The organism is Corynebacterium sp. ZY180755 (assembly GCF_054331495.1).
Map to the genome: position 1 here is coordinate 1841663 of NZ_CM135811.1, position 26379 is coordinate 1868041.

General features: G+C 55.3%; 25 protein-coding genes and 1 tRNA gene. 12 read left to right on the forward strand and 14 right to left on the reverse strand.

The window, feature by feature from the left end; genetic code table 11:
* Positions 1-493: 493 nt before the first annotated feature.
* On the reverse strand, positions 494-1303 hold the full coding sequence (locus ACXM2N_RS08395; RefSeq protein WP_458487743.1) for a serine hydrolase domain-containing protein: 810 nt from the start codon (positions 1301-1303) through the stop codon (positions 494-496).
* Between the two features lie 46 nt (positions 1304-1349).
* Positions 1350-2099, reverse strand: coding sequence for a trimeric intracellular cation channel family protein (locus ACXM2N_RS08400; RefSeq protein ID WP_458487745.1), 750 nt, complete (start codon positions 2097-2099; stop codon positions 1350-1352).
* A 194-nt stretch (positions 2100-2293) separates the two neighbouring features.
* On the opposite strand from ACXM2N_RS08400, the gene ACXM2N_RS08405 reads away from it, so the two are divergent.
* From ACXM2N_RS08405 to ACXM2N_RS08415, 3 genes are all read left to right on the forward strand, one after another.
* Positions 2294-2366 (forward strand) — tRNA-Asn (locus ACXM2N_RS08405).
* A gap of 119 nt (positions 2367-2485) precedes the next feature.
* Positions 2486-2728: a hypothetical protein gene (locus tag ACXM2N_RS08410; RefSeq protein WP_458487747.1), complete on the forward strand. Its 243-nt coding sequence runs from the start codon at positions 2486-2488 to the stop codon at positions 2726-2728.
* Positions 2729-2846: 118 nt separating this feature from the next.
* Positions 2847-3056: a hypothetical protein gene (locus ACXM2N_RS08415; protein ID WP_458487749.1), complete on the forward strand. Its 210-nt coding sequence runs from the start codon at positions 2847-2849 to the stop codon at positions 3054-3056.
* A gap of 55 nt (positions 3057-3111) precedes the next feature.
* On the opposite strand, the gene dnaG is transcribed toward ACXM2N_RS08415, so the two are convergent.
* Both dnaG and glmS read right to left on the reverse strand, forming a co-directional pair.
* Positions 3112-5028 carry a DNA primase gene (dnaG, locus tag ACXM2N_RS08420; RefSeq protein ID WP_458487751.1) on the reverse strand — a complete coding sequence of 639 codons (1917 nt, stop codon included), beginning with the start codon at positions 5026-5028 and terminating at the stop codon, positions 3112-3114.
* Positions 5029-5170: 142 nt separating this feature from the next.
* On the reverse strand, positions 5171-7045 hold the full coding sequence (glmS, locus tag ACXM2N_RS08425) for a glutamine--fructose-6-phosphate transaminase (isomerizing) (RefSeq protein ID WP_458487753.1): 1875 nt from the start codon (positions 7043-7045) through the stop codon (positions 5171-5173).
* Positions 7046-7516: 471 nt separating this feature from the next.
* Here glmS and ACXM2N_RS08430 point away from each other — a divergent pair, with 471 nt between their 5' ends.
* Positions 7517-7666 (forward strand): hypothetical protein, encoded by a 150-nt coding sequence (locus ACXM2N_RS08430; protein WP_458487755.1) that lies wholly within the window; start codon positions 7517-7519, stop codon positions 7664-7666.
* Between the two features lie 745 nt (positions 7667-8411).
* Here the strand turns inward: ACXM2N_RS08430 and ACXM2N_RS08435 are convergent.
* Complete coding sequence (locus ACXM2N_RS08435; protein WP_458487757.1) at positions 8412-8651, reverse strand: hypothetical protein; 240 nt, start codon at positions 8649-8651, stop codon at positions 8412-8414.
* Positions 8652-8972: 321 nt separating this feature from the next.
* On the opposite strand from ACXM2N_RS08435, the gene ACXM2N_RS08440 reads away from it, so the two are divergent.
* Together ACXM2N_RS08440 and ACXM2N_RS08445 are read left to right on the forward strand one after the other, a co-directional pair.
* Complete coding sequence (locus tag ACXM2N_RS08440) at positions 8973-9458, forward strand: ribonuclease domain-containing protein (protein ID WP_458487759.1); 486 nt, start codon at positions 8973-8975, stop codon at positions 9456-9458.
* A 27-nt stretch (positions 9459-9485) separates the two neighbouring features.
* Positions 9486-9734, forward strand: coding sequence for a hypothetical protein (locus ACXM2N_RS08445; protein WP_458487761.1), 249 nt, complete (start codon positions 9486-9488; stop codon positions 9732-9734).
* Between the two features lie 4 nt (positions 9735-9738).
* Here ACXM2N_RS08445 and ACXM2N_RS08450 read toward each other — a convergent pair whose 3' ends face one another.
* A complete protein-coding gene (locus ACXM2N_RS08450) occupies positions 9739-11034 on the reverse strand; it encodes a deoxyguanosinetriphosphate triphosphohydrolase (RefSeq protein ID WP_458487763.1) in 1296 nt (431 codons plus the stop codon).
* A 5-nt stretch (positions 11035-11039) separates the two neighbouring features.
* Positions 11040-11789 carry a YdcF family protein gene (locus ACXM2N_RS08455; RefSeq protein ID WP_458487765.1) on the reverse strand — a complete coding sequence of 250 codons (750 nt, stop codon included), beginning with the start codon at positions 11787-11789 and terminating at the stop codon, positions 11040-11042.
* Positions 11790-12037: 248 nt separating this feature from the next.
* On the opposite strand from ACXM2N_RS08455, the gene ACXM2N_RS08460 reads away from it, so the two are divergent.
* Positions 12038-14170, forward strand: coding sequence for a TPM domain-containing protein (locus tag ACXM2N_RS08460; RefSeq protein ID WP_458487767.1), 2133 nt, complete (start codon positions 12038-12040; stop codon positions 14168-14170).
* A 185-nt stretch (positions 14171-14355) separates the two neighbouring features.
* On the opposite strand, the gene ACXM2N_RS08465 is transcribed toward ACXM2N_RS08460, so the two are convergent.
* The 3 genes from ACXM2N_RS08465 to ACXM2N_RS08475 form a co-directional block, all read right to left on the reverse strand.
* The gene (locus ACXM2N_RS08465) at positions 14356-14802 is read right to left on the reverse strand and encodes a hypothetical protein (protein WP_458487769.1); all 447 of its coding nucleotides are present in this window, start codon (positions 14800-14802) and stop codon (positions 14356-14358) included.
* Between the two features lie 115 nt (positions 14803-14917).
* On the reverse strand, positions 14918-15466 hold the full coding sequence (locus ACXM2N_RS08470) for a hypothetical protein (RefSeq protein WP_458487771.1): 549 nt from the start codon (positions 15464-15466) through the stop codon (positions 14918-14920).
* Positions 15467-15468: 2 nt separating this feature from the next.
* Positions 15469-16854, reverse strand: coding sequence for a glycine--tRNA ligase (locus ACXM2N_RS08475; RefSeq protein ID WP_458487773.1), 1386 nt, complete (start codon positions 16852-16854; stop codon positions 15469-15471).
* Between the two features lie 865 nt (positions 16855-17719).
* Between ACXM2N_RS08475 and ACXM2N_RS08480 the strand changes: the two genes are divergently transcribed.
* On the forward strand, positions 17720-18043 hold the full coding sequence (locus tag ACXM2N_RS08480; RefSeq protein WP_458487775.1) for an ArsR/SmtB family transcription factor: 324 nt from the start codon (positions 17720-17722) through the stop codon (positions 18041-18043).
* A 438-nt stretch (positions 18044-18481) separates the two neighbouring features.
* On the forward strand, positions 18482-18901 hold the full coding sequence (locus tag ACXM2N_RS08485) for a Fur family transcriptional regulator (RefSeq protein ID WP_458487777.1): 420 nt from the start codon (positions 18482-18484) through the stop codon (positions 18899-18901).
* Between the two features lie 81 nt (positions 18902-18982).
* Here ACXM2N_RS08485 and ACXM2N_RS08490 read toward each other — a convergent pair whose 3' ends face one another.
* The 4 genes from ACXM2N_RS08490 to era form a co-directional block, all read right to left on the reverse strand.
* Positions 18983-20095, reverse strand: coding sequence for a VIT1/CCC1 transporter family protein (locus ACXM2N_RS08490; RefSeq protein WP_458487779.1), 1113 nt, complete (start codon positions 20093-20095; stop codon positions 18983-18985).
* Positions 20096-20149: 54 nt separating this feature from the next.
* Positions 20150-20884: an isoprenyl transferase gene (locus ACXM2N_RS08495; RefSeq protein WP_458487781.1), complete on the reverse strand. Its 735-nt coding sequence runs from the start codon at positions 20882-20884 to the stop codon at positions 20150-20152.
* 108 nt (positions 20885-20992) lie between these two features.
* Positions 20993-21730, reverse strand: coding sequence for a DNA repair protein RecO (recO, locus tag ACXM2N_RS08500; protein WP_458487783.1), 738 nt, complete (start codon positions 21728-21730; stop codon positions 20993-20995).
* A gap of 48 nt (positions 21731-21778) precedes the next feature.
* Positions 21779-22696: a GTPase Era gene (era, locus tag ACXM2N_RS08505; RefSeq protein ID WP_458487785.1), complete on the reverse strand. Its 918-nt coding sequence runs from the start codon at positions 22694-22696 to the stop codon at positions 21779-21781.
* Positions 22697-23337: 641 nt separating this feature from the next.
* On the opposite strand from era, the gene ACXM2N_RS08510 reads away from it, so the two are divergent.
* From ACXM2N_RS08510 to ACXM2N_RS08520, 3 genes are all read left to right on the forward strand, one after another.
* Positions 23338-24282, forward strand: a complete 945-nt coding sequence (locus ACXM2N_RS08510) for an aldose 1-epimerase family protein (protein ID WP_458487787.1) — start codon at positions 23338-23340, stop codon at positions 24280-24282.
* Between the two features lie 106 nt (positions 24283-24388).
* The gene (locus ACXM2N_RS08515; RefSeq protein ID WP_458487789.1) at positions 24389-26047 is read left to right on the forward strand and encodes a sodium:solute symporter family protein; all 1659 of its coding nucleotides are present in this window, start codon (positions 24389-24391) and stop codon (positions 26045-26047) included.
* A gap of 52 nt (positions 26048-26099) precedes the next feature.
* A complete protein-coding gene (locus tag ACXM2N_RS08520; protein ID WP_458487791.1) occupies positions 26100-26363 on the forward strand; it encodes a hypothetical protein in 264 nt (87 codons plus the stop codon).
* Positions 26364-26379 lie beyond the last annotated feature (16 nt).

A 26379-nucleotide genomic window follows, 5' to 3' on the forward strand; every position in this document is an offset into this window, starting at 1 on the left:
AACGGTAGAACCTGCTTTGTGGCGGGGCCAGTGAGACAGCTCTTTTCGCGGATAACGTCCCATGGGGTCGCTACATGTAGCAGCTACACCGCAACGAGCAGTGCACACCGTGTGGCGGAGCTGTCGGATGGCAGCGGAAACGAGTACACATGAACGAACGGAGCAATAGAAGCCTATGTGCCTACCCCGCCCCGCTCGGCAGTGACACCGCAGTGCTGAGAGCAGGTCGTCGAGCCGCAGACGCACGCGTATAGGGATCGTTTTGGCGCCTTCTAGGTAAAAGCGCGGTGAGCAGGTGTAGGCAAAGGGTTACTAAGGGATGTGGGGCGGGGCCCAAAAGAAGCGGCGATTCTCGCGCTCCACAATGTCACCGCGAACACCTAGCCGAGGAGCCGGGCACCCTACGTGTCAGCGCCTGCTCCTGACACAATCGGGTTTTAAAACGACGCAACCAAAGGCGCTCTACCAACACAGTAGATGCGTCGAAGAAACGTTACGTTGTGAGCCGATCAAAGATCGCCTCGTTGGATTCTGCCCACAACGGCTTTGCCCAGTCCCCAAAAGGTTCGTCCGTAAGAGCAATTACTGCAGTTTTAGTTGCAGGGTGCAGCCACAGATACGTCCCAGATTGTCCAAAGTGCCCTACCGTATCCTGAGGCATATTAGCCCCTGTCCAGTGAGGGGATTTATCGCCCTTGATCTCGAAACCTAATCCCCACGGGCATGGTTTTTGGTTGCCATACCCTGGAACGATGCCGTTCAGTTCAGGGAATTGGACAGTAAAGGCTTCCTCCAATGTGGATGGGTGAAGAAGCTGTGGATTCATGAGTTCGCGCACAAAGGCTACGAGGTCCTTCACGGTGGATCGAGCCTCATGCCCAGGAGAGCCCCACAATATGGTGTCTCCCATTCCCAACGGGGCGAACACAGCTTCCTTGAGATACTGGCCAAAACCCATTCCAGTCTCGGCCTCGACCGCTTCCGCCAAGATTTCGAAACCGTAAGACGAGTACACCCGCTTTTCTTCTACAGCCTTGTGCTTATCACCCTGCTTGAATCCCACACCAGATGCGTGGGCTAGCAAGTGCCGAACGGTTGATTCCTCGGGTCCGCATGGGGAATCAAGCTCAAAAACTCCCTCTTCTACAGCTACCAAGAAGCCGTACGCCGCCAGCAGCTTTGTCACACTAGCCAACTCATACACATAGGCATCGTCGCCCACGAATTCAACATCCTCAGATGTGATGACCGCTGCCGATACGTTGCTTACGGGCCAGGATTCAAAGATAGAAGAAAAAGCCATGACACCCATACTAGATGCCATGGCTTAACCCGTGCGCTGATTGTTGCTAGAACTCACCTTCCAGAGGCTCGACGGACTTTCGTCCTTCCTTCCAGCCCTTGCGTTCCGACCTCCTAATGACGGCACGCAGCTGCGCTGCCGTCATATTGATCGGGGCCCAGTTTGCTGGGCGGAACAAAACCCAGCCGCGCCAGTACGCCACTATGGCGAAACCTGCGCCGACAATAGGCGCCACAATCATGCCGATGGCGTCGTGCCCAACCATATGGAAGATAACCATCATCGTGGCTGCGGTGAAGGCTGGGATGGCGTAGAGAGTGCCACCACCGAAGATGGCCGGTATCTGCCCCATCGCAATATCGCGAATCATACCGCCGCCCACAGCGGTGAGGACTCCCATCAATACCGCCGACGGTAGCGGCATGTCGTAAGTCAACGCCTTCACACACCCGGTCACTGCCCACACACCAAGAATCACAGCATCGCCATGGACCTTGAAAAGCTCCCACGCCTTACCTTTGAGGTCAATCAACAGAGCAATGAGCGCTCCAGCCACGGCAAGCAACAAGTACGTAGGGTTGGCGATCGCAGCCGCCGTTCCCCTTTGCATGAGGACGTCACGAAGCATGCCTCCACCTAGCGCGGAGAAGAGCGCAAGGAAAGCAAAACCTACGAAGTCGAAGTTTCGTTGCCGAGCAATGGTGCCCCCAATAATTCCGTTGAGAACGACACCAATGAGGTCAAATACCGTGTACAGGGTCAAAATTGTTGGATCAACATCAGCCACGAGCCACATCTTAACGGGCGATCGCCCCAGAAGAACTCACTTTCACATCTTGTCTAGTTATTCGAGCATTCCGCTTACGTTAAGCGAGCTGAAAAACACCCACTGACCTGCCGACTTTTGTTCTTGCAATGTTTCCATGTATAGTTTTCATCGCACCAAGGGAACGCGGTCCTCACGGAAAGCAGAAACCTTGATGTTGATAATCCGCCATAGCTCAGTTGGCAGAGCATTCGACTGTTAATCGAAGGGTCACTGGTTCGAGCCCAGTTGGCGGAGCAGATAATACCCAGTCCTTAACGGACTGGGTTTTTTCGTTTTTTGTAAAAACCACCGGTGTTCAAATTTCGTCTACAGTGGGACACGATAGATGTCCCCGTAATGAGGTTTAGGTTCCAGTGATTCAATTTGTTGTAGGCGCAGCAGCAGGCTACGTGTTTGGCACTAAGGCAGGCAGAAAGCGCTACGATCAAATCAAAAAGGGCTACCAGGCAGTTAAGGGATCCCCTGTTACCAAGCAAGTAGTCAACACCACTCGTCGTACCATCGCGAACAAGCTTGACCCGCAGCCGCGCATGAAGGAAGTTAAGAACGTTAAGCAGGCTGATGGCTCCATCGTTCTCGAACCTGATCACGACTAAACCACAGCCAGCGTTAGCAAAAATAGCTGAATTGCCCCTATAACTAGGAACTTTGTCGCTATTTGCCGTATGCTCTTTTGAGAAGGAATGAAAAATTTCACGAAAAGGAACATGCCTTATGATGCTTCGTAAGCCACTCGCAGCTACCGCAATCGCAGCTCTCGCCGGCCTAGCACTGGCTGGTTGCACTCCTCCAAACCAGAAGGACTCTGACCTGAAGGTAGACACCGCTACCTCCGTAGAGGCACCAGCACCTGCTACCTCTTCTGCAGCTACAGAGGCCCCAGTTGAGACCGCGGTGGCTCCAGCAGAAGCACCAGCTTCCTAAACAATCTTTATAAGAGAAACTGGGCACTCACCTTTCGAGGTGTGTGCCCAGTTTTTTAAAATTCTGGTGTAACCCTGAACGCTCGATTAAGCAGTTCACGCCGAGATTGCTCCAGAGCCACCAAATCTGCGAACAAAGCGTTATACGTGCGCTCATCGTCTGACGGGCGCATTCGCTGCAGCTTGGACTTCAGCACCGCAATCTGGTTACCCACCTGCTGCTCTTGCAGGCGTGACAGAGTTGAGTCAGCGTAGGCTGATAGTTTCCCTTCCGGAGCCAGGATGTCCTCCACTGCGAGCTCAGATACCAAGGACTTGCCTACTAAGTCCTGCACCTTGTCCGTAACAGCAGATAGCCAGTCCACGCCCTCACTGTGCGAAGCGACGCCTCCCACAGCCTCAATGGCATCTCGGATGGCTCGGTACGCTTCATGAGAAAAGGATTCCGCCTGCAAGCCATCGAAGTAGTCAGCCACTACCCCGGGGTGTTGAAGGGCGAGCTTCAAACTCTCGCGCTCCGGCCACAAGCGGGGGTCCTTGCGGTTAGGCATGGGCAGCATGGCCTGCGGAGCGTTGACGGGCACCGCCTTGTAGTCGTCGGCACGCCTTGCGGGCCGACGTTGCTGAGGGCGCGAGGGGTTGCGGGCCTCCTCGCGCACCTGCTGAAGGACTTCGGCTGGGTTGGGCCATCCAATCCAGCCCGCCAAAAGGCGGGCGTACTCGCTTTGGAGCGCCTTGTCATGGATCCCCGCCACCACCGGAACGGTTCGGCGCAGCGCCTGCAGGCGCCCCTCCACGGAGTCCAACGCGTAATCGGCGATCATTGTGCGGATCACGAACTCGAACATCGGCATGCGATCAGCCACCAGATCACGCACCGCCGCATCGCCCTTGTGCAGGCGCAAATCGCACGGATCCATGCCATCTGGCGCCACGGATACAAAACTCTGCCCCGTGAACTTCTGATCGCCCTCAAAGGCCTTCAACGCTGCCTTCTGCCCCGCCTCGTCACCGTCGAAGGTATAAATCAGCTCACCGCGGAAATAGCTATCGTCCAGCATCAGACGACGGATCATTTGGAGGTGCTCCTCACCGAATGCCGTACCACAGGAGGCAACGGCCGTATCCACGCCTGCGGCGTGCATGGCCATCACATCTGTGTAGCCCTCCACGACCACTGTCTGGTGCTTGCGGGCAATATTGCGCTTAGCCATGTCAAGGCCGAAAAGCACCTTGGACTTCTTGTACAACATGGTTTCCGGCGTATTCATGTACTTGCCCAAGTTGTCATCATCAAATAGCTTGCGGGCGCCAAAACCAATCACGTCACCGGAAAGATTCTTAATAGGCCACAGCAAGCGGCGATGGAAACGGTCAATCGGGCCACGCCGACCCATTGTGGATAAGCCTGCGCCCTCCAGCTCCTTGAAATCGAAACCCTTGCGCAACAAATGCTTGGTCATCGTATCCCAACCATCTGGGGCATAACCGCACTCAAATTTCATGATGATTTCTTTAGAAAAGCCACGTTCAAGCAGGAAATTGCGTGCCGGAGCTGCCTCCGCCGTCAACAGCTGCTCTTGATAAAACTGGTGCGCGGCACGGTTAGCCTCGATCAAGCGTTTACGCGTGCCAGGCTCATGAGTCCTACCACCAGTGGTGCCACCCTGGTAGTTGATGTGGTAACCGATTTTCTCCGCGCAGTATTCAACCGCCTCCGGAAAGCTTAAGTGCTCAACCTCCATGAGGAACTTAAACACGTCACCGCCCACGCCGGTGGAAAAGCAGTGGAAGTAACCATGGTTTGGGCGCACATGAAATGACGGTGTCTTCTCATCCTTGAAGGGGCTCAAACCCTTGAGGGAATCAACACCCGCAGGCTTAAGCTGGACATATTCACCAATGATCTCTTCAATCGCCGTACGTTCGCGAATTGCCTCGATATCTTGCTTGGGAATGATGCCTTTTGCCATGGAACTTAGACTACCGCAAAGCTCCCCGCGCACGCGCACCCCAAGTAGCCTCAGCGCACAGTGGATAACGGCCACGTAAACAAAAGCACCTCATCCTCGCAGCGGGAGCGAGCATGAGGTGCTTAAGCGGTAACGCCGCCTACTACTCTACGGTGACGGACTTAGCTAGGTTGCGAGGCTGGTCAACGTCATAGCCCTTCGCAGTGGCTACGGCGCACGCGAAGATCTGCAGCGGAACAGTAGCAACCAGCGGCTGCAGGAGGGTTGGGCATTGTGGAATCCGGATCACATGGTTTGCGAACTGCTCCACGGCCTCGTCACCGTCTTCCGCAATAACGATGGTAACCGCACCGCGGGCGCGGATTTCCTGAATGTTGGACACGACCTTGGAGTGCAGGGAATCACGGCCGCGAGGAGAAGGAACAATCACGAAGACCGGCTGTCCCTCCTCTACAAGAGCGATCGGGCCATGCTTAAGCTCACCAGCTGCAAAGCCTTCAGCATGCAGATACGCAATCTCCTTTAGCTTCAGCGCACCCTCGAGAGCAACGGGGAAGCCAACGTGACGCCCCAAGAACAGAACGCTCTTAGCGTCCTTCATGTCAGCGCCCAGTTTCTTGGTCTGCTCCTCGTGATCAATGACGGCCTGAATCTTGTCCGGCATGGCGTTGAGCTCTTTGATAATCATCCCGATCTCATCAGCAAACATGTTGCCGCGCAACTGAGCCAGGTACAGTCCAAGCAGGTAAGACGCGGTGATCTGCGCCAAGAAGGCCTTAGTCGATGCCACGGAGATTTCTGGACCGGCATGAGTGTAGAGGTTAGCGTCCGCCTCACGAGGAATAGACGACCCCTGGGTGTTACAGATAGCAACAACCTTGGCACCCTGCTCGCGTGCATGGCGAACAGCCATCAACGTATCCATGGTCTCACCGGACTGAGACAATGCAACCACGAGTGTCTTCTCGTCCACAATCGGATCGCGGTAACGGAACTCGTGAGCCAGTTCCACCTCAGTAGGGATACGGCACCAGTGTTCAATTGCGTAACGGGCAACCTGACCCGCGTACGCAGCAGTTCCACATGCGATGACGATGATCTTGTCTACGGTGCGCAGAACAGTCTCATCAATGTTTACCTCATCCAAGGTCAAACGGCCGTTTTCGTCAAAGCGACTCATCAAGGTGTCACGTACAGCAGCAGGCTGGTCGTGGATTTCTTTGTCCATGAAGGACTCAAAACCACCCTTTTCCGCGGCAGCAGCATCCCACTCAATTGGGAACGGCTTACCCTGAGCCTCATTGCCCTCGAAATCGATGATCTCGTACCCATCAGCAGTCAAAGTAATGATCTGCTTGTCACCAATCTCAACAGCATTACGGGTGTGGTTAATAAAGCCCGCAACGTCAGAGGAAAGGAAGTTCTCATCCTCCCCCACACCCAAGACCAGTGGTGAGTTGCAGCGGGCCGCAACAATACGATCCGGCGCCTCAGGAGTAATTGCCAGCAATGCGAACGCGCCCTCCATCCGGTTAGCCGCGATCTGCATTGCCTTGGTTAAATCACCTTCAGCTTCAGTGGTCAGAATGTCGAACAGCAGGGTGCCCGCAACCTCGGTGTCCGTCTCAGACACGAAGTGGTAGCCCTTGCCCACAAGAGCCTTCTTCAGATCAGAAAAATTCTCAATGATGCCATTGTGTACAACAGCCAGCTTGCCGCCACCGACCACGTGCGGGTGCGCATTCACATCAGTAGGTCCGCCATGGGTTGCCCATCGGGAATGCCCAATTCCTACTACGGACTCCGGCAATGGCGCATCTTCAATAGCATCCACTACTGCCTGTACTTTGCCCGCCTTCTTGCGATGGTGGATTGCACCATCCGCAACAACGGCGACACCAGCGGAGTCATATCCGCGGTACTCGAGGCGACGAAGGCCTTCGATCACGACATCGGTGGCGTCATGATCGCGGCCAGCAACCCCGAGAGTTCCTACATATCCAACGATTCCACACATGCTTGCATCGTACCTTAACGACCTTTGCGGTTTGCGTATTGGCCGGTCACAGCGTTGCACCTAGCGCGGCGGTTGCGGTAAAAACGGCTATTCCGGTGGCTGGAGTGCCATTTGTGTGCCATCGAATTGCAGAGGCGGGTTTTATCAGGTGATCCACACCACCGCATTTTATGCACCTATTGACAATAATTCCCGAAGGAACAGCATCTATCTCGAGCCGACCGCCCGACGGCGAATAAATCGTTTTTCCGACTTGACACTATGCAGCGTTACGAGTGCCGTAGCAGAAAGGAGGTGAAACAATGAACGATATAATCAAGTGATCACGCAATCACCGGCCTACTCCTCGCAATCAGCAAGATTGGGCTCGACTGGAAGCAAGAACTAACCCCCAAGAAAATGAAATAGGAAAGTTCCCCGCTACACCAACTGGCGGGGAACTCCCCTCCCCATAGTATCCAAGGAACAATCATGGAAAAAACAATGACCTACGCCTTCGCTGGAATGTTCGCAGCATTCATCCTCAGCGCGCCAATCATCCCAAACTGGCTACTCGTAATCCCAGCAGGCGTTGTAATCTCCGAAATCGCACTCGCTTCTCGACAAAACAAACAATCATGACAACCCCACTCACCGTCCTCCACACCGCAACTGGAGAAGAACTATGGGCAGCATCCGCCGTCACCGAATATTTAGGTATCGGCAAGTCCACGTTCACAAGCTGCGTCTCAAAAGGAATCGCACCCACTCCCAAATGCAGCATCGAACGCACGAAACTCTGGGACGCAAGCGAAATCCGACATTGGCACTCAAACCGCCCAGGCTCACCCGTCACCAACCACCCCACCGCCAAAAAGGCATAGATAAAACCCGAATTCTTTAGATAATCCAAAGAGTTAGGGCGTCTTGTCACAATGTTTTCAAGTCATCCTCGATCTCCGGTGCGACAGTTACGGGACTATCAGGATGCGCTTCACGAAACCGATGCACCGTGTTCAACGCAGCTGGGTACTTCACATTCTTAATCGGCAGGATCTCCGCTAACTACTTCTTCAGCGACTCCACCTCATAGGCGAGCAGAGCTACCGCAGGACCCAAATTCACCGAGGCACGCACCGCGCCCTCCACCGTCTGGGACTTCAATAAACCGCAGCCAAGGCAGGGTGTTCTTGCTCATTTGGTGTTCTCCTTTTCAGCGGTTTTCCACCCATTTCAGGCATGACAAACCCCCACCGAAAACAACGTCCCTGTGGGGTTCGTCCGGCCGCCTGGACCCGAACCAGAATTCCTACCGACTAGGCGGCGCTAAAATCACCTACCAAAATGGAGGTGACGGCATTGATTCATTTCATCGTTTCATCAGGCCTTATCCGAGTAAGCCATCGAGTCGGCGAACCTGAAGCTTCAACAGCCCAATTGGTTCGTTGTCTCTTAGCCACTCTTCCACTGCCGCTCGCTGCTCCGCCTTAGGTTTGCCTTTCACTCCTAGATCGTCAAGTAGTGCGGGCAGGTTGGTTGGATGCCCTCCCAGCTTGCGAATTCCCAAATTATCCCAGAGTCGTTCCTGGTAAACCCTGAAAGCTGATTGCTGCTCTGGTTTATTCATAAAACAACTCCACATGGACGATGGGCAGGTTGCCCTTTTCTACACCCATTACCTTCCTGCTTGCATCGTACCTTAACGACCTTTGTGGTTTGCGTATTGGCCGGTCACCGCTCTACGGCAATTTCGGCGCCTGCAGCTAATTAGGTCAATTCGGTGGCTAGTGCGATATCCACGTGAGACGGAGAACAGAAATCTAGGAAACCGCTTCTTCCGATGCCTCTGCCTCACAAAACATACCCCCAAACGCCGAGCTAGTTTAGCTCTCGAGTCGAGCTCATTTCTGGTTTGGTGGTTAATCGGGCACATGGGATCATTGAAAACATGAGCTCTAAGGGAACCCGCAAATCATGGCCCACGGCAATTGGTGGTGCCATTGTTGCCATCGTCGCAGCGTACTTTGGTTTGGATTTAGGTGGAGGAGATTCCGGCACCGGCAACGGATCTGGCACCGACACCACGACGCAGGCTGAGCAACAGCGGGACGAATCCACGAGTAGCAGTGGGCTACCGACATGCGAGGTAGCTTCCCTCCCCGACCAAGCGGACATGGTGGTCGATGACATTCTGGCAGGTGGCCCCTTCGAATATCCTGATCGCGACGGCACACGGTTTGGAAACTACGAGGGCATACTGCCCCAAGAATCTGGCAATTACTACCGCGAATACACGGTGGAAACGCCAGGTCTAAACCATCGCGGTGAGCGCCGCATTGTGACGGGCGGTGGTTCCAAAACTGATCCGGATGTGTGGTTCTACACCGATGACCATTATGAGAGCTTCTGCGAAATCCCAGATGCAGAAAACTAAGATCTTTGACTCAAGGCACAATTATCAATGACTACTCCACAGCCGAACATTTCTCTGGGACGTGTAGAAACCCTATCCGACTTCTATTCCCAAATCTCGTCACAGCTCTTTGACGGCAGCCGAAAAATTGGCAATGCCGATGCGCTGGCTGACCTGTTGCAGGAAGCCAAAATTGAGAAAGTAAGCGTCTCACAGTGGGACATTCCGCTGGAGAATTCGCTCATCATCTTCCGTATCTTTGCGGACCTTAAGATCACACTAGAGATTGCGCCTTAGCACACTAGTCCATGAATCCGGAGAGATCTGAGATCTCCTTAGCCAACCTCTCCAGCCGGGATTCTGTCATGGAAGCAATCTGGTCAATGATCACTCGTTCGCGCTCGTGATCCGTATTCGCCTGTTCCCACCACAGTAGAAACATGGGATCCAACGATCCCGGCGCGCCAGCTTTGAGATAGTCATAGACGCGGTAGATGCGTTCACGCTGGCGATCTTGGCGTGCCAGGTGGCCTGGCAGGTCCATGACGTATAGGACAGCAATGGCTTTGAGGAGGGTGACCTCCGCCCAGACTTGATCTGGGATGATGAGATTACCTGTGGTTCGCCCCAGTTTGCCTGATGCGTGCAGCGCTGCGTTATCTGGGTGTGACTTGGTCGCTTGGGTTACTGCACCGACGTAGCGGCCCACCAGATGCGAGGTCATGGCTTTGAGGTTGGTGTATCCGCGGAGGGAACCATCAAAGTCTGCGGCAGCGGAGACTACGTCGAGTTCTCTTAGTCCATCGGCAGCGGCGATGAGCTGGTCTGGCGTACCTCCAAACGCGCGAGAGCCCTTCTCTGCCAGAGCTGCCAGTTCCACAAAGTCCCACAGCACGCCTAAGTTGATGCGGCCCGAGATAATGCCGTCTTCCACATCATGAACGGAGTAGGCGATGTCATCAGAAAAGTCCATGGTTTGGGCTTCCATGGACGGCCTGCCATCTGTGTGCCCCTGCCGAATCCAGTGCAGGATCGCCGCGTCTTCGTCATAACAGCCGTACTTGCGGTTGGTACTGCCGTCGGGATTGGTTTTCGTTGTGGGGTATTTGCACGCCGCGTCTAGGGCGGCACGGGTGAGATTGAGCCCATAAGACTGGCCACTGCTGGCGAGGACCTTTGGCTCAAGCCGAGTGAGGATTCGAAGTGTTTGGGCATTACCCTCAAACCCTCCACAGCCTGCGGCAACCTTGTCCAGCGCAACCTCCCCGTTATGCCCATAAGGCGGGTGGCCGATGTCATGGGTCAAGCCCGCCATCTCGCACAGGTCTGGGTTCAACCCCAGCCCGCCCCCTATCCCACGAGCGATTTGGGCGACCTCAAGGGAGTGGGTCAGTCTAGTGCGAGGCGTGTCACCATCACGAGGACCAACCACTTGGGTTTTGTCTGCCAGCCGGCGGAGGCCGGCTGAGTGCAGCACGCGGGCGCGATCGCGGGCAAACGGCCCGCGATCATCTTCGTAGGCGACCAGCTGACTGCCTTTGGTGCCTTCGTCGAAAAGCCGCGAAGCGTCAGCCTCTGAGTAGACGTACCGTCCCATGAATTTTATGATGCTTCTTTCTGTTCCTTGAGCACATCGTGGCGGGCCTTGCGGGATGGAATGAAAGTGGACTGGACGTCACGCAAAGAGCCCTCCAGAGCATTTGCTACCTGCGATCCTGCCACCATTCTGGTCAGCACCACGAGCAACCCGCCGGTTTCATGTACCAGAGCGCGCCACCACTTCCGCGACGGGAACGATGTTGGACTATGCGGCGTACCAGATGCCCACGCCTTGAACCCCACGTGACGGGCAATCAGTTCTGCCCTCAACACATGATTTGGGTCCGTGATCACAAGAAACGGCTCTTTTACCCGCAACTGACCGGACTCAATGGCCCTCTTCATCGCCTTAAAAGAGCTAAGGGTGTCATTTCCTTCCGCCACCTCGTGGAGGAGGTCCGTATCAATGTGCGTGGTCAGCAAGTAATCTCGGCCGACCTCTGCCTCTGTGTAGCGATCGCCGGGGAGCTTACCACCAAGCGTGACCACATCCTGCTGACGATTATCCGCCCACAGATGTGCTGCCCACTGCAGTCGCGCAGCGAACTGCCTCGACGGAACCCCGTCATACTGCGCGGTTCCCAACACCACAATGGTGGGGAATTTGAGGCGCCCTTTGGACCTTCCGTTACTCGGCCGGACACCGCCCCTCACGGCCACTGCGAGCGGCGGGATGAGAGCTGCGGCAGCTGCCATCGCCGAGATTTTCATTAATCGTGCGCTGGTATTTTCAGGCTGAGCTTGCTGTTTCATGTTTCCAGTCTGCCAGAAGTTACACATAGGAGGTCTGACGTTAACGCAAAATTAAACGATGGTTACCCCATGGGGTGTGCAGTGCTGCACCCCACATGATGAAGATAGCGCAGTTCAACGCGTGGATAACCGATCACAGCCCAAAAGGCCTAGCCACTATCCACCACCAGCTAACCAAGGACAACACGGCGGAGTTTCACCCCAATAGTGAGCACCATGGACGGGCATTGACGGCTATTGTGGTGTACATGAAAAAGCCAGCTCCTAATTCAACTCTCTCCAAGACTGTGCGCCTACGCAAGCCGCTCGCCATCGCACTAGCAGCAGGCGCCACCGCGATGATGCCATTCGCAGCATCTGCTTCTTTAGGACTCACCGCTCCCGCACTCGCTGCAGAAACGCACGTGCTCGCAGAAGCTCCCGAGCTGTACACCTCACCTGTAACGGACACCTCAGGTGCGCTCAGCAATAACGAGATTAGAGAGATTGAATCAGCTGTGCGTCAAGCAGAGCAGGCTCACCGGACCAAGCTTTACATAGTTCTCGTAGATACTTTTGATGGACAGTCCTCAGATGTATGGTCATCCCAAGCGTTAGACGCAAACGGCGGCAGTGCATCAAACGCCGGCATCTACGCAATGGCAATAGAAGACCGCTTGTTTGCGGTACAGTTGGGCGACCAGTGGCCTGCGGGCGCACTGGACGAAATGTACAACGCCGCTTACGACAAGCTTTCTTCTGGTTCCGAGCCTGACTGGGCTGGCTCCGCCCTCGCATTAGCGGAGGCAGCCTCTCAGTCGAGCTTCTCCGGTGGTTCTAACTCCGGCGGCCTGACAACCTCTACCGACGGAGAATCCGCCGCCTGGTTGGGAGCTGGTGCAGGTGCAGTTGCCCTAGCCGGCGGTGGCGTATGGGCGTACTCGCGACGCAAAAAGAAGAACGAAACTCAGGCATCACTCGAATCCGCGCGTGCCATCGAGCCATCCAACACCTCCGACCTTATGAATCAGCCGATGGAAGTTTTGGAGCGCCTGGCGGAGGAAGAACTGGTCTCCACAGACGAGGCCATCCGTAACTCGCGCGAAGAACTAGACATCGCAGTAGCCGAATTCGGTGCCGAACGCACTCGCAGCTTCACCCGCGCGATGAACCACTCCACCACCACGTTGCAGAAAGCCTTCGCCACCAATCAACGCCTCAACTCCGGCGCCGTGCGCGATGAGTATGAAAAGCGCGCCCTGCTTGTCGAAATCATCTCATCCTGTGGTGTCGCTGACGACGCACTCGAAGCTGAAGCCCAGAACTTTGCCGAGATGCGCTCCCTGCTTTTGAACGCAGGACCCGCGCTGGACAACGTCACCCAATCCACCATCGATTTGCGAGCGCGCATCCCAGAGGCAGAATCCCAGCTGGAGCACCTGAAAACTCAATACTCCAGTGCGATGTTGTCCTCCATCGTGGACAACATTTCCATGGCCAAAGTCAGCCTCGAGGAGGCAGAGCGCAACCTGAATCTCGGCCGCACGATCTCCACCAAACCTGCAGGCCAGCAGGGTGGCCTAGTAGACGCCGTGCGCCAGGCAGAAGAAGCCGCAGTAAACGCTGACAAGCTACTCAAGGGCATTGAAAACGCGCAATCCGACATCACTGCCGCCAAAGCAGGCCTCCCATCCCTCATCAAGGAAATCCAAGACGAGATTGAAGAAGCAACCCAGCTACGTTCCCAAGGCCAGTCCCAAGGAACTCACGCTGACTGGCAAGGACTTGATGCAGTAGTAGCCAAGGCTAAAACTCAACTCGCGGAGGCGCACACCGTAGCCCAGACAAACCCACTGGGAACCTGGCACCTGCTCACCGAAGTGGACTCAAAACTCGACGCACAGCTCGACGCAGTACGAACCACCACAGCAGACCACAACCGCCAGCTTCAAATCTTTGACAAGCAAATGGCAGCCGCCCAAGCAGCGATCACTGCCGCCGAGGACTTCATCAAAACCCGCGGACGCCTTGTGAAGTCAGATGCCCGCACCCACCTGGCAAACGCCCAACGCCTGTTCGCCGAGGCACACCAAGGGCGGAACTCAAACACCCGGCAGGCAACTGAACTAGCACGCCAAGCAGCGCGCGCCGCAAAGATGGCGTCACAGTCTGCGCAGCACGACGTGGACGACTACAACCGCAGGCAACAGCGCTACAATTCATCCAACACCGGTGGCATCATCGCAGGCATGGTGATCAACGAAATCCTCAACGGATCCTCCCGCGGTGGCGGATTCGGCGGCGGATTTGGTGGCGGTTTCGGCGGCGGATTTGGTGGCGGATTCGGCGGCGGAGGCTTTAGCGGCGGTGGAGGCGGTGGCTTCCGCGGCGGCCGATTCTAAATAAGCTGATGAGACAAAAGACCGACTCTGAGCAAAACTTGTAATTTTGCTCAGAGTCGGCTTTGTTTTTGCGCGAGGTAAAAGGGACAAGTACAAAAAACTAAACTTTGCGCCGTTTTTCACGAGAAAACACCGGAAATTCCCCACAAAGTTTAGAAAATTGGTCCCCCGCTCCCCTGCTGGCCTTAATAACGCATGTTGCGCGTAGGAACATCCACAAGAAGCAACCCGAAAGCCATGAAAACGAAATCTTCAGTAGGAATGTCCTCTATCAGATCCAGAACAAGGCGACCACCAACAAGTGAACGCGAGGTAGCAACCTCCCTACCCGAAGCATCCCTAATGGACCGGCGCTTACGCCACGGATTCATACGATCGAGCGCGTACTTTCGCCCCTGACAGTCCGCCTCAATCTTAGCCACCGTCATCGACGCCTTACGCATAGTAAAGACACTGCCATCGGCCCCTGTCGCCCGAACACGAAAGCTCAGGGCAGTACCCAAAGAAGACTCCACCAGCAATCGTTGATCACCAAACTCCAGGATGTCGGCGCTGACCTCGGCAAGAACGATCTTCCCATTAGTGGTCATGAGCTGATCCCCCACCCACGTCAACGTGATCGGCTTCTTCATGCTCTAGGCCCCTTTCGTGTGCAGTGATAGATCCAAGAGTACTTACTTCAAACCAAAAAGCCGCTGCAGACGACACAAGGTCATCGCAGCGGCTTTAAAGCAACGTTGCGTTGCTTTAAGCAAATCCGATTCCCAAGAGCACTAGGATCGGCGCCAAAATTAGCAAGCTGAGTGTTAGAACCCACATGCCTGAGCTCATCTTGGCCTCTAGCTGCTGGCGGGTCACGAATGACAGGAAGATCTTGTCATCTTCAGTCAGGGTGTTGCCTGGTTCGAATTCAGTGATGGAACGGCGCACTCCGTTGTTACCGCCGGAGAACTGGCCGAGCTTGTCTTCAGCCTCGTCAGCTGTGACGTACACCCAGTCGCTCTTTGATTCGTTGATCGCACGAATTTGGCTGTCGGCGGTGATGGTCAGAAGCTTGGATCGGCCAAACTTTTTCTCTCCTGCATCACAGACGAACTTTTTGCCGGTGTCGGTTTTCGCCTCCACGGTGGTGTCAGTGCGACGCACGCTCCACGTGGACCCGTGCACATCAACGGTGGTGTCTTCTTCTTGGAAATCCACTGGAGTGGTTGCGATGACGTCACCGGAATCGTTGAGTAGATCAACGTGCATATCGCCGTTTATTTTTCGGCGGTTGTCCCAACTCGTGTACTTCATTGTTAGCAGCCCAACAGACGGGTAGCTAGGTAGTCGCGCAGATCCTCGATCTTGACGCGCTCCTGCTCCATGGTGTCACGTTCGCGGACAGTTACTGCGCCGTCTTCCAAGGTGTCGAAGTCTACCGTGACGCAGAACGGAGTACCGATCTCATCTTGGCGACGGTAACGACGGCCGATTGCACCGGAGGTGTCGTAGTCTACGTTCCAGAACTGGCGCAGCTCATCTGCCAGCTCCTGTGCCTTAGACGCCAGTGGCTCCTTCTTGGACAGTGGAAGTACAGCTACCTTTACTGGCGCCAAGCGGCGATCCAGCTTCAGAACTACACGCTTGTCCACGCCACCCTTGGCATTAGGTGCCTCGTCCTCAGTGTAGGCATCCACGAGGAATGCCATCATGGAGCGACCAAGTCCTGCTGCAGGTTCGATAACGTAAGGGATCCAGCGCTCGCCGGTCTCCTGATCGAAGTAAGAGAGGTCTTCGCCGGAGCCTTCAGAGTGAACGCGCAAATCGTAATCAGTACGGTTTGCAACGCCTTCCAGCTCGCCCCACTTGGAGCCGGTAAAACCGAATGCGTACTCCACGTCAACGGTGCGCTTGGAGTAGTGGGAAAGCTTCTCCTTAGGGTGCTCGTACAGACGCAGGTTGTCTGGGTTGACGCCCAAGTCTACGTACCACTGGTAGCGAGCATCAATCCAGTACTGGTGCCACTCTTCGTCCTCACCTGGCTTAACGAAGAATTCCATCTCCATCTGCTCGAACTCGCGAGTACGGAAGATGAAGTTACCTGGGGTGATCTCGTTACGGAAAGACTTACCAATGTTCGCGATACCGAATGGTGGCTTCATACGAGCGGAAGTCATCACATTCTTGAAGTTAACGAAGATGCCCTGTGCAGTCTCAGGACGCAGGTAGTGCAGGCCTTCCTCGTCATCAACGGGGCCGAGGAAGGTCTTGAGCAGACCGGAAAAGGCCTTTGGCTCAGTCCATTTACCAGGCTGGCCGGTTTCAGGATCGTTAATATCAGCCAAGCCGTTTTCTGGCTCGTGGCCGTGCTTTTCTTCGTATGCCTCGATGAGGTGGTCAGCGCGGTAGCGCTTACCGGTGTGCAGGGACTGCACCAGAGGGTCAGTGAACACCTCAACGTGACCGGAGGATACCCATGTTTGACGTGGGAGAATGACGGAGGTGTCAACACCAACGACATCTGGACGCGAGGTCACCATGGAACGCCACCACTGGCGCTTAATGTTTTCCTTCAACTCGACGCCCAGCGGACCGTAGTCCCATGCGGAGCGAGTACCACCGTAGATCTCGCCACATGGGTAAACCAAGCCGCGGCGCTTACATAGATTTACGACAGCATCGATGACGTTGTTCGAAGCCATAAGGTTAGGACAACTCCTTAAATATTTTCTGTGTCTGACGTACCGCTGGTTGCGGCACCCAAAGGCCAAGAGCATGCACCACCCCATCCCTGAACTGCTAGCAAACCTAGACAGTAGATACGGGTAAACGCTAAGCGCACGCTTGCTACCCATTGTCGCGGACTTGGATCCAAGAGCACACGAGTGTGGGGCAGCCCCAAGGGACTCAGCCTTTCGTGTCAGTCTAGCTGGCAAACACCCCACCTTCCATTTTGGCCAGTCCCGAGTCAAGAAAGAATGCCCCTGCAGCTCTCATGACGCATCGCTTGCGTACTATTTTGTGCGATTAATCGGCGCTCTTTAATGAAAGAACTTCATCTTTAGATTGCGCGCATCCCCCAGTGAGCTGGAGTGATTTAAGTCACTTTTGGGAGTCGAGCATAAATGCGTCACGATGAGCGCGTCTGCATGAGAGTTCATGACCGAAAAGAACCTAGTTTTGTAGACCTAAAAGTTAGGCGACCGCAAATTCCTCGCCACAGATTGACCAGCTCAAGCAACAATTTTACGGTCACGCTACGCGAATAAAAGCACCCCTGGCAAGGCTTTTCCAAAGCCGTGACACCTAGGCGTCACGCATAACGCAATTTGCGGATAATCATATGATTAGTAAACTATTGATTGATCAATCTAACGAAAGTTCCTAGCTTTCCATAGGATTCGCCAGTTCATGGCACACTCACCCATTTTCTCTACGCCGACCGTGGCCATCACTGACTAGGAATCCATTGCCCACAAGGCAGTCGGTAGAGCGCAATGTAAATTTAAGCCCTCCAGGGCCGCAACTAACCACGCCCTGATGAGGACCAAAAGGAGAACACCCATAATGGATAACAAAGCCTCTGAGAGCAAGGCATACAGCTTTTACGATCTCGAGCGTGACTACCGCGAGCCTGCTTACGTTTTCCGCGCCCTCAACTCCCCGCTCCGTCTGAAGATCCTGAGCCTACTCAATGAGCGCGATCACTACGTATTCGAGCTCGTGGATGAGCTCAAGTCCAGCCAGCCCCTCATTAGCCAGCACCTTCGCGTTCTAAAGCAGTCTGACCTTATCGATTGCGAACGTGTAGGCCGTCAGATGATCTACCGCCTGACCGAGCCACGAGTACTCGAGCTGATGAAGATTGGCTTCGACATCGTAGACGAGTAGGACCAGCCCAACTACGCCGCTTTCATCCCGCCGCGCCCCACGGCGGGATACTTTCTTTTCACCCAACCTCCCCTGCCTGACCGGTAATCGAGACCATTTTTTGGTCCGGCTTCACCCCAGCTACCGCATGGGATGTTAGCGGCCTCCAGCCTAGACTTTGCACACTGGATTGCATTATCATTAAGGACGTTGTTGACACATCAATAGAATGTCAGATCATGGTGATTGCCGGCATCGTCTTTGATTATTGACCGAGGCCAAACGGTGCAGCGACTGGGAAAATGAGGCGGAATTGTTGTAATTCGCCTCCGCTGGAACACCGTGGCTACAGTTCACATTCACGCGATAGTAAAAGACTAGATCCAAAATCATTATGTAATAGAAAGCTTTCTTCTCTATCGAGTTGCTTTCCACCTTCTTTCAGAAAGGACCATCCTCATGGCTACTGCGGCTGACAATAAGATGCCAAAGCTCGGTGTTCGTAACACTCGACAGCGCTCTGCAGTTGTAGGAGTATTGCGTGACCTCGATAACTTCGCTTCCGCCAAGACCATCCACGCGGAGCTCACCAAGCGCGACCTTCGAGTTGGTCTTACCACTGTGTACCGCACTCTCCAGTCCTTGTCTGAAATCGACGCCGTAGACGCCCTCCACATGCCCAATGGTGAGACTCTCTACCGCCACTGCCTCAGCGACGAGCATCACCACCACCTGGTATGCACCATGTGCGGAAAGACAGTTGAGATCGATGGAGGCCCAGTTGAGAAGTGGGCACAGGAAGTAGCTTCCAAGAACGGATTCTCTATTACAGGCCACGACGCTGAAATCTATGGCTTGTGTGCACAGTGCTCCAAGTAACGCTGTAAAAGCGGACGGGTGTATCAGAAAAAGCTGATACACCCGCCCGCTTTCGTATGAAAGATAGCCCGCCCTACGCCATCAGGCGGCCACCCCAAACAGCGCTCCCAGCGCGTAGGTAATACCGGCAGCGCCAATGCCAATTGCTAACTGGCGCAAAGCTCGTTTCATGGGTGCTTTGCCTGAGAGAACACCGGTGATTCCTCCCGTGATCATGAGCGCTCCACCGACCAACACTAGAGCAATGATTCCGGCGAGCGAGGTACTGATGGGGAAGATGAACGGCACGATCGGGATGAGAGCACCAGTTGCGAAACAGAAGAAGCTGAAAATAGCGGCGCTCCACGCACCACCCAGGCCAGCTACCTCTCCATGATGAACCATGCCGACGACGTGGGCATCCTCGCCTTTTTCGTGCGCGGCCTTGGCCGCGGTGATATTTGCGGCGGCCTTTGCCTCGGCCGCCGCCTCATCCATGCCCCGGGCACGGTACACCAAGGCCAGCTCGTTCTCGTCGACGTCGAGAAGAGGCACCGCAGCATGGGCTTTCTCATCAGGGCGGGAAGCCTCTAACAACTCATTTTGGCTCTTGACCGAAATATACTCTCCGGCCCCCATGCTCAGCGCACCTGCAAGCAGGCCAGAAACACCCGTGATCAACACAATGCGAGGATCCACACCGGATGCCATAACGCCTAACACCAGCGCGAGGTTAGACACTAGGCCGTCATTCATGCCGAAAACTGCAGCGCGGAAATTGCCCGATATTTTCTCCCGCCCGCGAGCCGCAAGCCCCCGAACAACCTCCGCGTGAATAGCCTCGTCTGCTTTCATCTGCTCCGTGGCGTCTTCATCGTCCTCGTAGGGAGAACGAGTTTCTGCAGTCTGCATCATCGCCAACGCAAAAACGCTGCCAAAGCGCCGGGCAAGGAACCCCATCAAGCGGGTATTGAAATCCGGGGTGCGAGGCATTCCAACGTGATCTCCTAAAAGGGCACGCCAATGCTGCTCATGACGAGCCTCCGCGTCAGCGACGGCGAGGAGAATCTCGCGCTCTTCACCCTCTTTTCGGCGAGCTAGCTCGCGATAGACTGCTGCCTCTGCGCGCTCATTTGCAAGGTGCTGCTGCCAACGACGAATCTGCTTAGGCGTTGGAGCAGGACGTGCGTCCCGGAAATCCTGGATAGCGTTCATCGCAGGTTGCCTCTTTCAAAAGTGGGGAATGAAACTGATTGATCGTAGACCGTGCTACTTCGTTCCACCAAAACGGCGGTCGCGACGGGCGTACTCCTCGACCGCGTCGAAAAGATCCTGTGGAGTGTAGTCAGGGAACAACTTGTTCTGATACACCATCTCCGCGTAAGCCGACTGCCAGAGCAAGAAGTTAGAGGTGCGCTGCTCACCGGAAGGACGCAAGAAGAGGTCCACGTCCGGCATGCGCGGATCATACAAGAAGCTGGAGAAGTTCTTTTCCGTGATATCTTCCGGGTTCAGTTCACCACGCTGAATCTTCTTGCCTATTTCGCGCACCGAGTCAACGATCTCTGCACGCCCACCGTAATTAACGCACATGACCAGAGTCATCTTGGTGTTGTTCTTGGTCAGCTCCTCGGTTTCCTTCAGCTCCCTGATGACGCTGCGCCACAGGCGCGGGCGACGGCCCGCCCAGACCACGCGGACTCCCCATTTGTGCAGCGTGTCACGCTGACGGTGGATGACGTCGCGGTTGAAGCCCATGAGGAAACGGACCTCTTCGGCGCTTCGGCGCCAATTCTCCGTAGAAAATGCATACGCCGACAGGTACGGAACCCCCATGGCCAGGCAGGCCTGGACCATGTCGAGAAGCACTGCCTCACCAACCTTGTGGCCTTCGGTGCGCTTGAGGCCGCGCTGCTGTGCCCAGCGGCCATTGCCGTCCATGACCAGCGCAATGTGCTTAGGGAGAAATTCTGCGGGAATGTTCGGTGGAGTCAAGTTCGTCACAAACACCAATTCTGCCACGGGCACACGAAAACGTGCACTTCCCTGTGATCATTTTCTTTTTGACGTCAGGCACTAGAGCTCAACCACATCCTGCACATCCCAGTCTTCCTATGCCTGATCCAAGACGTTGAGGCTGGCCAGCGATTTCTCCAAATGCCACTGAAGGTGATTCCGAGTGAGCTTATGCACCGCGTTGGCACGCGAGTCATTGAGCAATTCATAGGCCTTATTCTGGTAGCCCTGGCTCAGCAGCCACATGATGTGCAGGACCTCTTCCTCAACTTCCACCGACCCCTGCGGGCGGCACAACACGCACACCGCCCCGCCAGGCGACGGATGGAAAGCGTGGTGCGGGCCAGCCGCACCGCACTGGGCGCACGCAAACAACGACGGTGACCAGCCGGCGATTTCCATGCCTTGCAGCAGGAAGGCGTCCAGCTCTACCATCGGATGCTCACAATGCTGGAGGTTGCTAATGGTACGAGCCGTGAGATCAAAGAGGACCTCCTCCTCGCCGTAGCTGGCCAGCGACAGCCGCTCCACGGCCTCCAACACGGTAGACGCCGCCGTGTAGCGGGCGAAGTCCTCGATAATGCCAGAGGCGTAATAATTCACCGTATCCGCGCCGGTGATGGAGGCCAGGTTCCTGCCTTCATACAACTGAACATCCAGTTCCACAAACGGCTGCAGCCGAGACCCAAAACGGGACTTAGACCTGCGAACACCCTTGGCTACTCCACGTACCAGCCCGCGCGTTTTGGTCAGCAGAACGATGATGCGATCCGCCTCGCCAAAATCGTACGTACGCACCACGAAAGCGCGCTCACGGAAGGATTCCCTACGCATGGTATACGTGCCTTCTTAACGCCCTGTGTCGAACGACCCAGCGCCAGGCTAGAAGCCTAGACGGCCCAAGCTCTTAGGATCAGACTGCCAGTTCTTGAGCACCTTAATTCGCAGGTCAAGGTAGACATTCTTACCTAGCAGCTCAATGATGCCGGGGCGAGAGTTGTGGATAATGCGCCCTAAACGACGACCATCCTTGCCAATGATGATGTCTTTCTGTCCCGGGCGCTCCACATACAACACGGCATGGACGTCCAACACATTGTCGCGCTCCTGATTAGGCAGGATCTCATCGACCTCAACGGCCACCGAGTGCGGTAGCTCGTCCTTCAGACCCTTGAGAGCGGCCTCGCGGATGAGCTCAGAAATTCGCTTGTTGGTGTCATCATCAGTGATGTGATCATCCGGGTAGAACTTAGGCCCCTCCGGCAGAAGGGATGTGATCACGTCAAGAAGAACCTCACGCTGCTCCCCCGTCACTGCTGATACAGGGACAACCTCGCTCTTTCCTCCCAAGAGCTCGTGCAGCGCTACCAACTGCTCGGCCACTCGATCGCGGGATACCTTATCTACCTTTGTGACGATGCCCAAGACCGGGGTTTTCGGCGCAACCTTCTTCACCGCATCCAAAATCCAGCGATCGCCAGGGCCGATCTTCTCATCAGCAGGAATGGTGATACCAATCAGATCCATATCCGCGTAGGTATCTTTGACGACCTCGTTCAGGCGCTCGCCCAACAACGTACGCGGCCGGTGCAGGCCCGGCGTGTCCACCACGATAATCTGGGCATCATCACGGTGCACAATGCCACGGATGGGGTGGCGCGTAGTTTCCGGCTGGTCAGCCGTAATGGCAATCTTCTCCCCCACCAGCGCGTTAGTCAGAGTGGACTTGCCAGTATTGGGACGACCCACAAAAGAGATGAAGCCCGAGCGGAAACCATCAGGCGTATCGGTGTAAGACAAAAAGTCTCCTAAGAAAAATCGAGGGCAGTCACGTAATAGCCCCTGTGCGGCGCCCCTGCCCTACCTTGATACGACACCGCCAGAAACACTTACTCAGTGTAATGCACACCCGCAGCCAGCACACCCCAGCGCCTTCGAGGCTTCCTACTACACGCCAACGTTGCTTACTGGTAGTTCTGCTTTTGGTACCCGTTTGTACGAAAAGGGGTGAGAAGCTGAACAGACTGCCGTAGTGAGCAACTCTTAGGGTGCGCGGGTGGTGCAGCGACACTTTACCCAGCTGGCCTCGCAGACCGCCCAGCACTGTTTCCAACCCTTGTTTTACACACCCCAAAAGAGGGCAAGGAACCTTCATTTGGGCATCTTTGCCAATTTATTCAGGGATGACATCATTCATCATACAATTGCCCGCTCAGAAGCAATTTTTTCCGGCTGCAAATGTATACAAAGTGTGTTCGAAATCGTTTGCATTAGCCTTTTAGTGCCCTTGACATGTTGTTTTAGGCACCGTAGCTTCGGCAATAGTAGCCAAAAAGAAAAATCCGGCTACACCGGCCATGCCTGAGAACGTTGGAAAAGCGCACGGAGCGCAGGATTGTTGACCATCTGGTTCAGGCTTCGACCCGACAGAAACGGTAACAATGAGCGCCCTGCACATCAACGAGGCTGAGGTACTGACCATCGCTCACGGCGACTACAGCGCCGAGATCGCCACCTTCGGTGGAGGCATCAAAGCACTGACCTACCAAGGCCGGGCACTGGTAGAAACATACGGTGACAAGCAATTCCCGCCGCTGGCGGCGGGAGTCATCTTAGCGCCATGGCCAAACCGCACCGAAGACGGCCTGTTCACCGTCGACGGGATCGAACACCAACTAGCAATTACAGAACCCGAGCGAAATCACGCCATCCACGGACTCGTTCATGAGAGCGTGTGGGATGTCCTCACCCACGAGGCATCCCACTGCATACTCACCACAACCATCCATCCACAGCAAGGCTGGCCGTGGGAAATCACCATTCAAGCGCACTACCAGCTGGGCGACAACGGTCTTAGCGCCCAATTCAAAGCGCACACTGACAGCAGTGCATCAACCGTCCCCTTTGGTTTTGGATGGCACACCTACCTCAGTGCCCAAGGCGCCGACGTAGATACCACCACCCTGACCGTCAACGTTGACAAGCAGCAACAGCTATCAGCCGACCGCCTCATTCCCATCGGTGAACCTGAACAAACCACCACCTCCCGCCAACTCAGCGAGGGTTTACCCATGGCCGATGTCCAGCTCGATGACTGCTTCCTCAGCAGCTCAGCACACCCCATGGTCACAACCTTGGTGAATAACACGGGCACCGGCGTAAAGATGGTCTGCGACGAGACATTGAAGTGGCACCAAATCTTTACCCCAGACCCAGCAACGGGAACTGGATACCCCGGCCGAGGGCGCACCGTGGCAGTCGAACCGATGACCTGCCCGCCAAACGCATTGCGCACTGGGACCGACATCATCAATTTGTCCCCGATGGAAGGGGAAGGACTAACTCTCTCAGTCCTGATCCACGCTATCGGCACCACAACTTCATAACCCACTGCCTCGGTTCACAACACGGCCACTGAGGTAGCACACCTAACAGAGCCATCCGAACTGCGGCGACAGATTCTTTCCACAATTACAACCAATTGGAGTTCTCATGGAATCCGCTCTGAGACTCGATGCGAGCTTTGTAGACTACGCTCTCATCGCCCTGTACTTCGTATTCGTCCTAGGAATTGGCTGGGCTGCAAAGGCCAAAGTCTCATCCTCTATTGACTTCTTCCTATCCGGCCGCGGTCTACCAGCATGGGTAACCGGCCTAGCATTCGTCTCCGCCAACCTCGGCGCCGTTGAAATCATCGGTATGTCCGCCAACGGCGTGCAGTACGGTTTCCAAACCATGCACTACTTCTGGATCGGCGCCGTACCTGCCATGGTGTTCTTGGGCATTGTCATGATGCCGTTCTACTACGGCTCCAAGGTTCGATCCGTTCCAGAGTTCATGCGCCGCCGATTCGGCACCGGCGCACACCTAGTCAACGCTATCTCCTTTGCCCTAGCACAGCTCCTCATTGCAGGTGTCAACCTCCTGCTTCTGGCCAAGATCGTCAACGCACTCCTCGGATGGCCTCTCTGGGTCACCCTGCTCGTCGCCGCCATCATCGTCCTCTCCTACATCACCTTGGGCGGTCTATCCGCAGCCATCTACAACGAGGTACTGCAGTTCTTCGTCATCCTCGCTGCACTCCTCCCACTGACCCTGATCGGCCTCAACCGCGTTGGTGGCTGGAACGGACTCAAGGAACAAGTCTCTAACGCATCCCACTTCCACACCTGGCCAGGCGTAGAAATCTCCGGATTCGACAACCCAATCGTCTCCGCCATCGGCATCACCTTCGGCCTAGGCTTCGTCCTCTCCTTCGGCTACTGGACCACCAACTTCGTCGAGGTTCAGCGCGCCATGGCATCCGAATCCCTATCAGCGGCCCGGAAGACACCAATCATCGGCGCATTCCCAAAGATGTTCATTCCATTCCTGGTTGTTGTACCAGGCATGATCGCATCCGTGCTCGTAGCTGAACTCATGGGCCCAGAGCCAACCGCACAGCCAAACGACGCAGTCCTGCTGCTCATGCGCGACCTGCTGCCAAACGGCCTCCTCGGCGTCGCAATCGCAGGTCTACTCGCATCCTTCATGGCAGGCATGGCAGCCAACATCTCCGCATTCAACACCGTCATTTCCTACGACATCTGGCAAACCTACGTAGTCAAGGACCGCGAAGACAGCTACTACCTAAAGTTCGGCCGAATCGCGACCGTAGTTGCAACACTGATCGCAGTATTCACCGCACTGCTGGCAACCAACTTCGGCAACGTCATGGACTACCTCCAGACACTATTCGGCTTCTTCAACGCACCACTGTTCGCAACCTTCATCCTCGGTATGTTCTGGAAGCGCATGACCCCAACCGCCGGCTGGGTAGGCCTCATCACCGGTACCGTATCCGCAGTCATCTACTGGTACATCTCCACCTTCACCGACGCAGCAGCAGGCATCTTCAACCTGCCAGGCCAAGGCACCGCATTCGTCGCCGCAGGCATCGCATTCGTCATGGACATCGTGGTATCCATCATCGTCTCCCTCGCCACCACACCAAAGCCAGACCACGAACTGGTTGGCTTCGTCAAATCGGTCACACCAAAGGAAAACCTCGTGGACGCATCCGAAGAAACGCTTCCTTGGTACCGCCGGACCGTGCCGCTGGGCATGCTCTGCATGATCCTCGTCATCGCACTGAATGTGATATTTGCTTAAAGTAACGCAACGTTGCTTTAAAGTCAGCCAAAACCTGTAAGGAAAGACCGCAATGAGTAATCAACCTCAAGCAAGTAGCCAGCACTTCGCCGGCGCATTCGATATCCGCAACGTGATCGGCGCGCTGATAGGTATCTACGGCATCGTCCTCATCATCTGCAGCTTCGTCCTAGATCCTGGCGTTAACCCTGACACCGGTATAGCTAAGGAGTCTGCAGACAACCTCTGGGCAGGCATTGCCATGCTCGTAGTGGGCGTTGCTTTTGCTGCGTGGGCAAAGATTCGACCAATCGTTGTCGAAGAGCACAACGAGTAGGAGCGCACACCCATGA

Bases quoted from the DNA above. Each gene is read 5' to 3' on its own strand.
- ACXM2N_RS08395 (WP_458487743.1), bottom strand. From the start codon at position 1,303: ATGGCTTTTTCTTCTATCTTTGAATCCTGGCCCGTAAGCAACGTATCG.
- ACXM2N_RS08400 (WP_458487745.1), bottom strand. From the start codon at position 2,099: ATGTGGCTCGTGGCTGATGTTGATCCAACAATTTTGACCCTGTACACG.
- ACXM2N_RS08415 (WP_458487749.1), top strand. From the start codon at position 2,847: ATGATGCTTCGTAAGCCACTCGCAGCTACCGCAATCGCAGCTCTCGCC.
- dnaG (WP_458487751.1), bottom strand. From the start codon at position 5,028: ATGGCAAAAGGCATCATTCCCAAGCAAGATATCGAGGCAATTCGCGAA.
- glmS (WP_458487753.1), bottom strand. From the start codon at position 7,045: ATGTGTGGAATCGTTGGATATGTAGGAACTCTCGGGGTTGCTGGCCGC.
- ACXM2N_RS08430 (WP_458487755.1), top strand. From the start codon at position 7,517: ATGGAAAAAACAATGACCTACGCCTTCGCTGGAATGTTCGCAGCATTC.
- ACXM2N_RS08435 (WP_458487757.1), bottom strand. From the start codon at position 8,651: ATGAATAAACCAGAGCAGCAATCAGCTTTCAGGGTTTACCAGGAACGA.
- ACXM2N_RS08440 (WP_458487759.1), top strand. From the start codon at position 8,973: ATGAGCTCTAAGGGAACCCGCAAATCATGGCCCACGGCAATTGGTGGT.
- ACXM2N_RS08445 (WP_458487761.1), top strand. From the start codon at position 9,486: ATGACTACTCCACAGCCGAACATTTCTCTGGGACGTGTAGAAACCCTA.
- ACXM2N_RS08450 (WP_458487763.1), bottom strand. From the start codon at position 11,034: ATGGGACGGTACGTCTACTCAGAGGCTGACGCTTCGCGGCTTTTCGAC.
- ACXM2N_RS08455 (WP_458487765.1), bottom strand. From the start codon at position 11,789: ATGAAACAGCAAGCTCAGCCTGAAAATACCAGCGCACGATTAATGAAA.
- ACXM2N_RS08460 (WP_458487767.1), top strand. From the start codon at position 12,038: ATGAAAAAGCCAGCTCCTAATTCAACTCTCTCCAAGACTGTGCGCCTA.
- ACXM2N_RS08465 (WP_458487769.1), bottom strand. From the start codon at position 14,802: ATGAAGAAGCCGATCACGTTGACGTGGGTGGGGGATCAGCTCATGACC.
- ACXM2N_RS08470 (WP_458487771.1), bottom strand. From the start codon at position 15,466: ATGAAGTACACGAGTTGGGACAACCGCCGAAAAATAAACGGCGATATG.
- ACXM2N_RS08475 (WP_458487773.1), bottom strand. From the start codon at position 16,854: ATGGCTTCGAACAACGTCATCGATGCTGTCGTAAATCTATGTAAGCGC.
- ACXM2N_RS08480 (WP_458487775.1), top strand. From the start codon at position 17,720: ATGGATAACAAAGCCTCTGAGAGCAAGGCATACAGCTTTTACGATCTC.
- ACXM2N_RS08485 (WP_458487777.1), top strand. From the start codon at position 18,482: ATGGCTACTGCGGCTGACAATAAGATGCCAAAGCTCGGTGTTCGTAAC.
- ACXM2N_RS08490 (WP_458487779.1), bottom strand. From the start codon at position 20,095: ATGAACGCTATCCAGGATTTCCGGGACGCACGTCCTGCTCCAACGCCT.
- recO (WP_458487783.1), bottom strand. From the start codon at position 21,730: ATGCGTAGGGAATCCTTCCGTGAGCGCGCTTTCGTGGTGCGTACGTAC.
- ACXM2N_RS08510 (WP_458487787.1), top strand. From the start codon at position 23,338: ATGAGCGCCCTGCACATCAACGAGGCTGAGGTACTGACCATCGCTCAC.
- ACXM2N_RS08515 (WP_458487789.1), top strand. From the start codon at position 24,389: ATGGAATCCGCTCTGAGACTCGATGCGAGCTTTGTAGACTACGCTCTC.
- ACXM2N_RS08520 (WP_458487791.1), top strand. From the start codon at position 26,100: ATGAGTAATCAACCTCAAGCAAGTAGCCAGCACTTCGCCGGCGCATTC.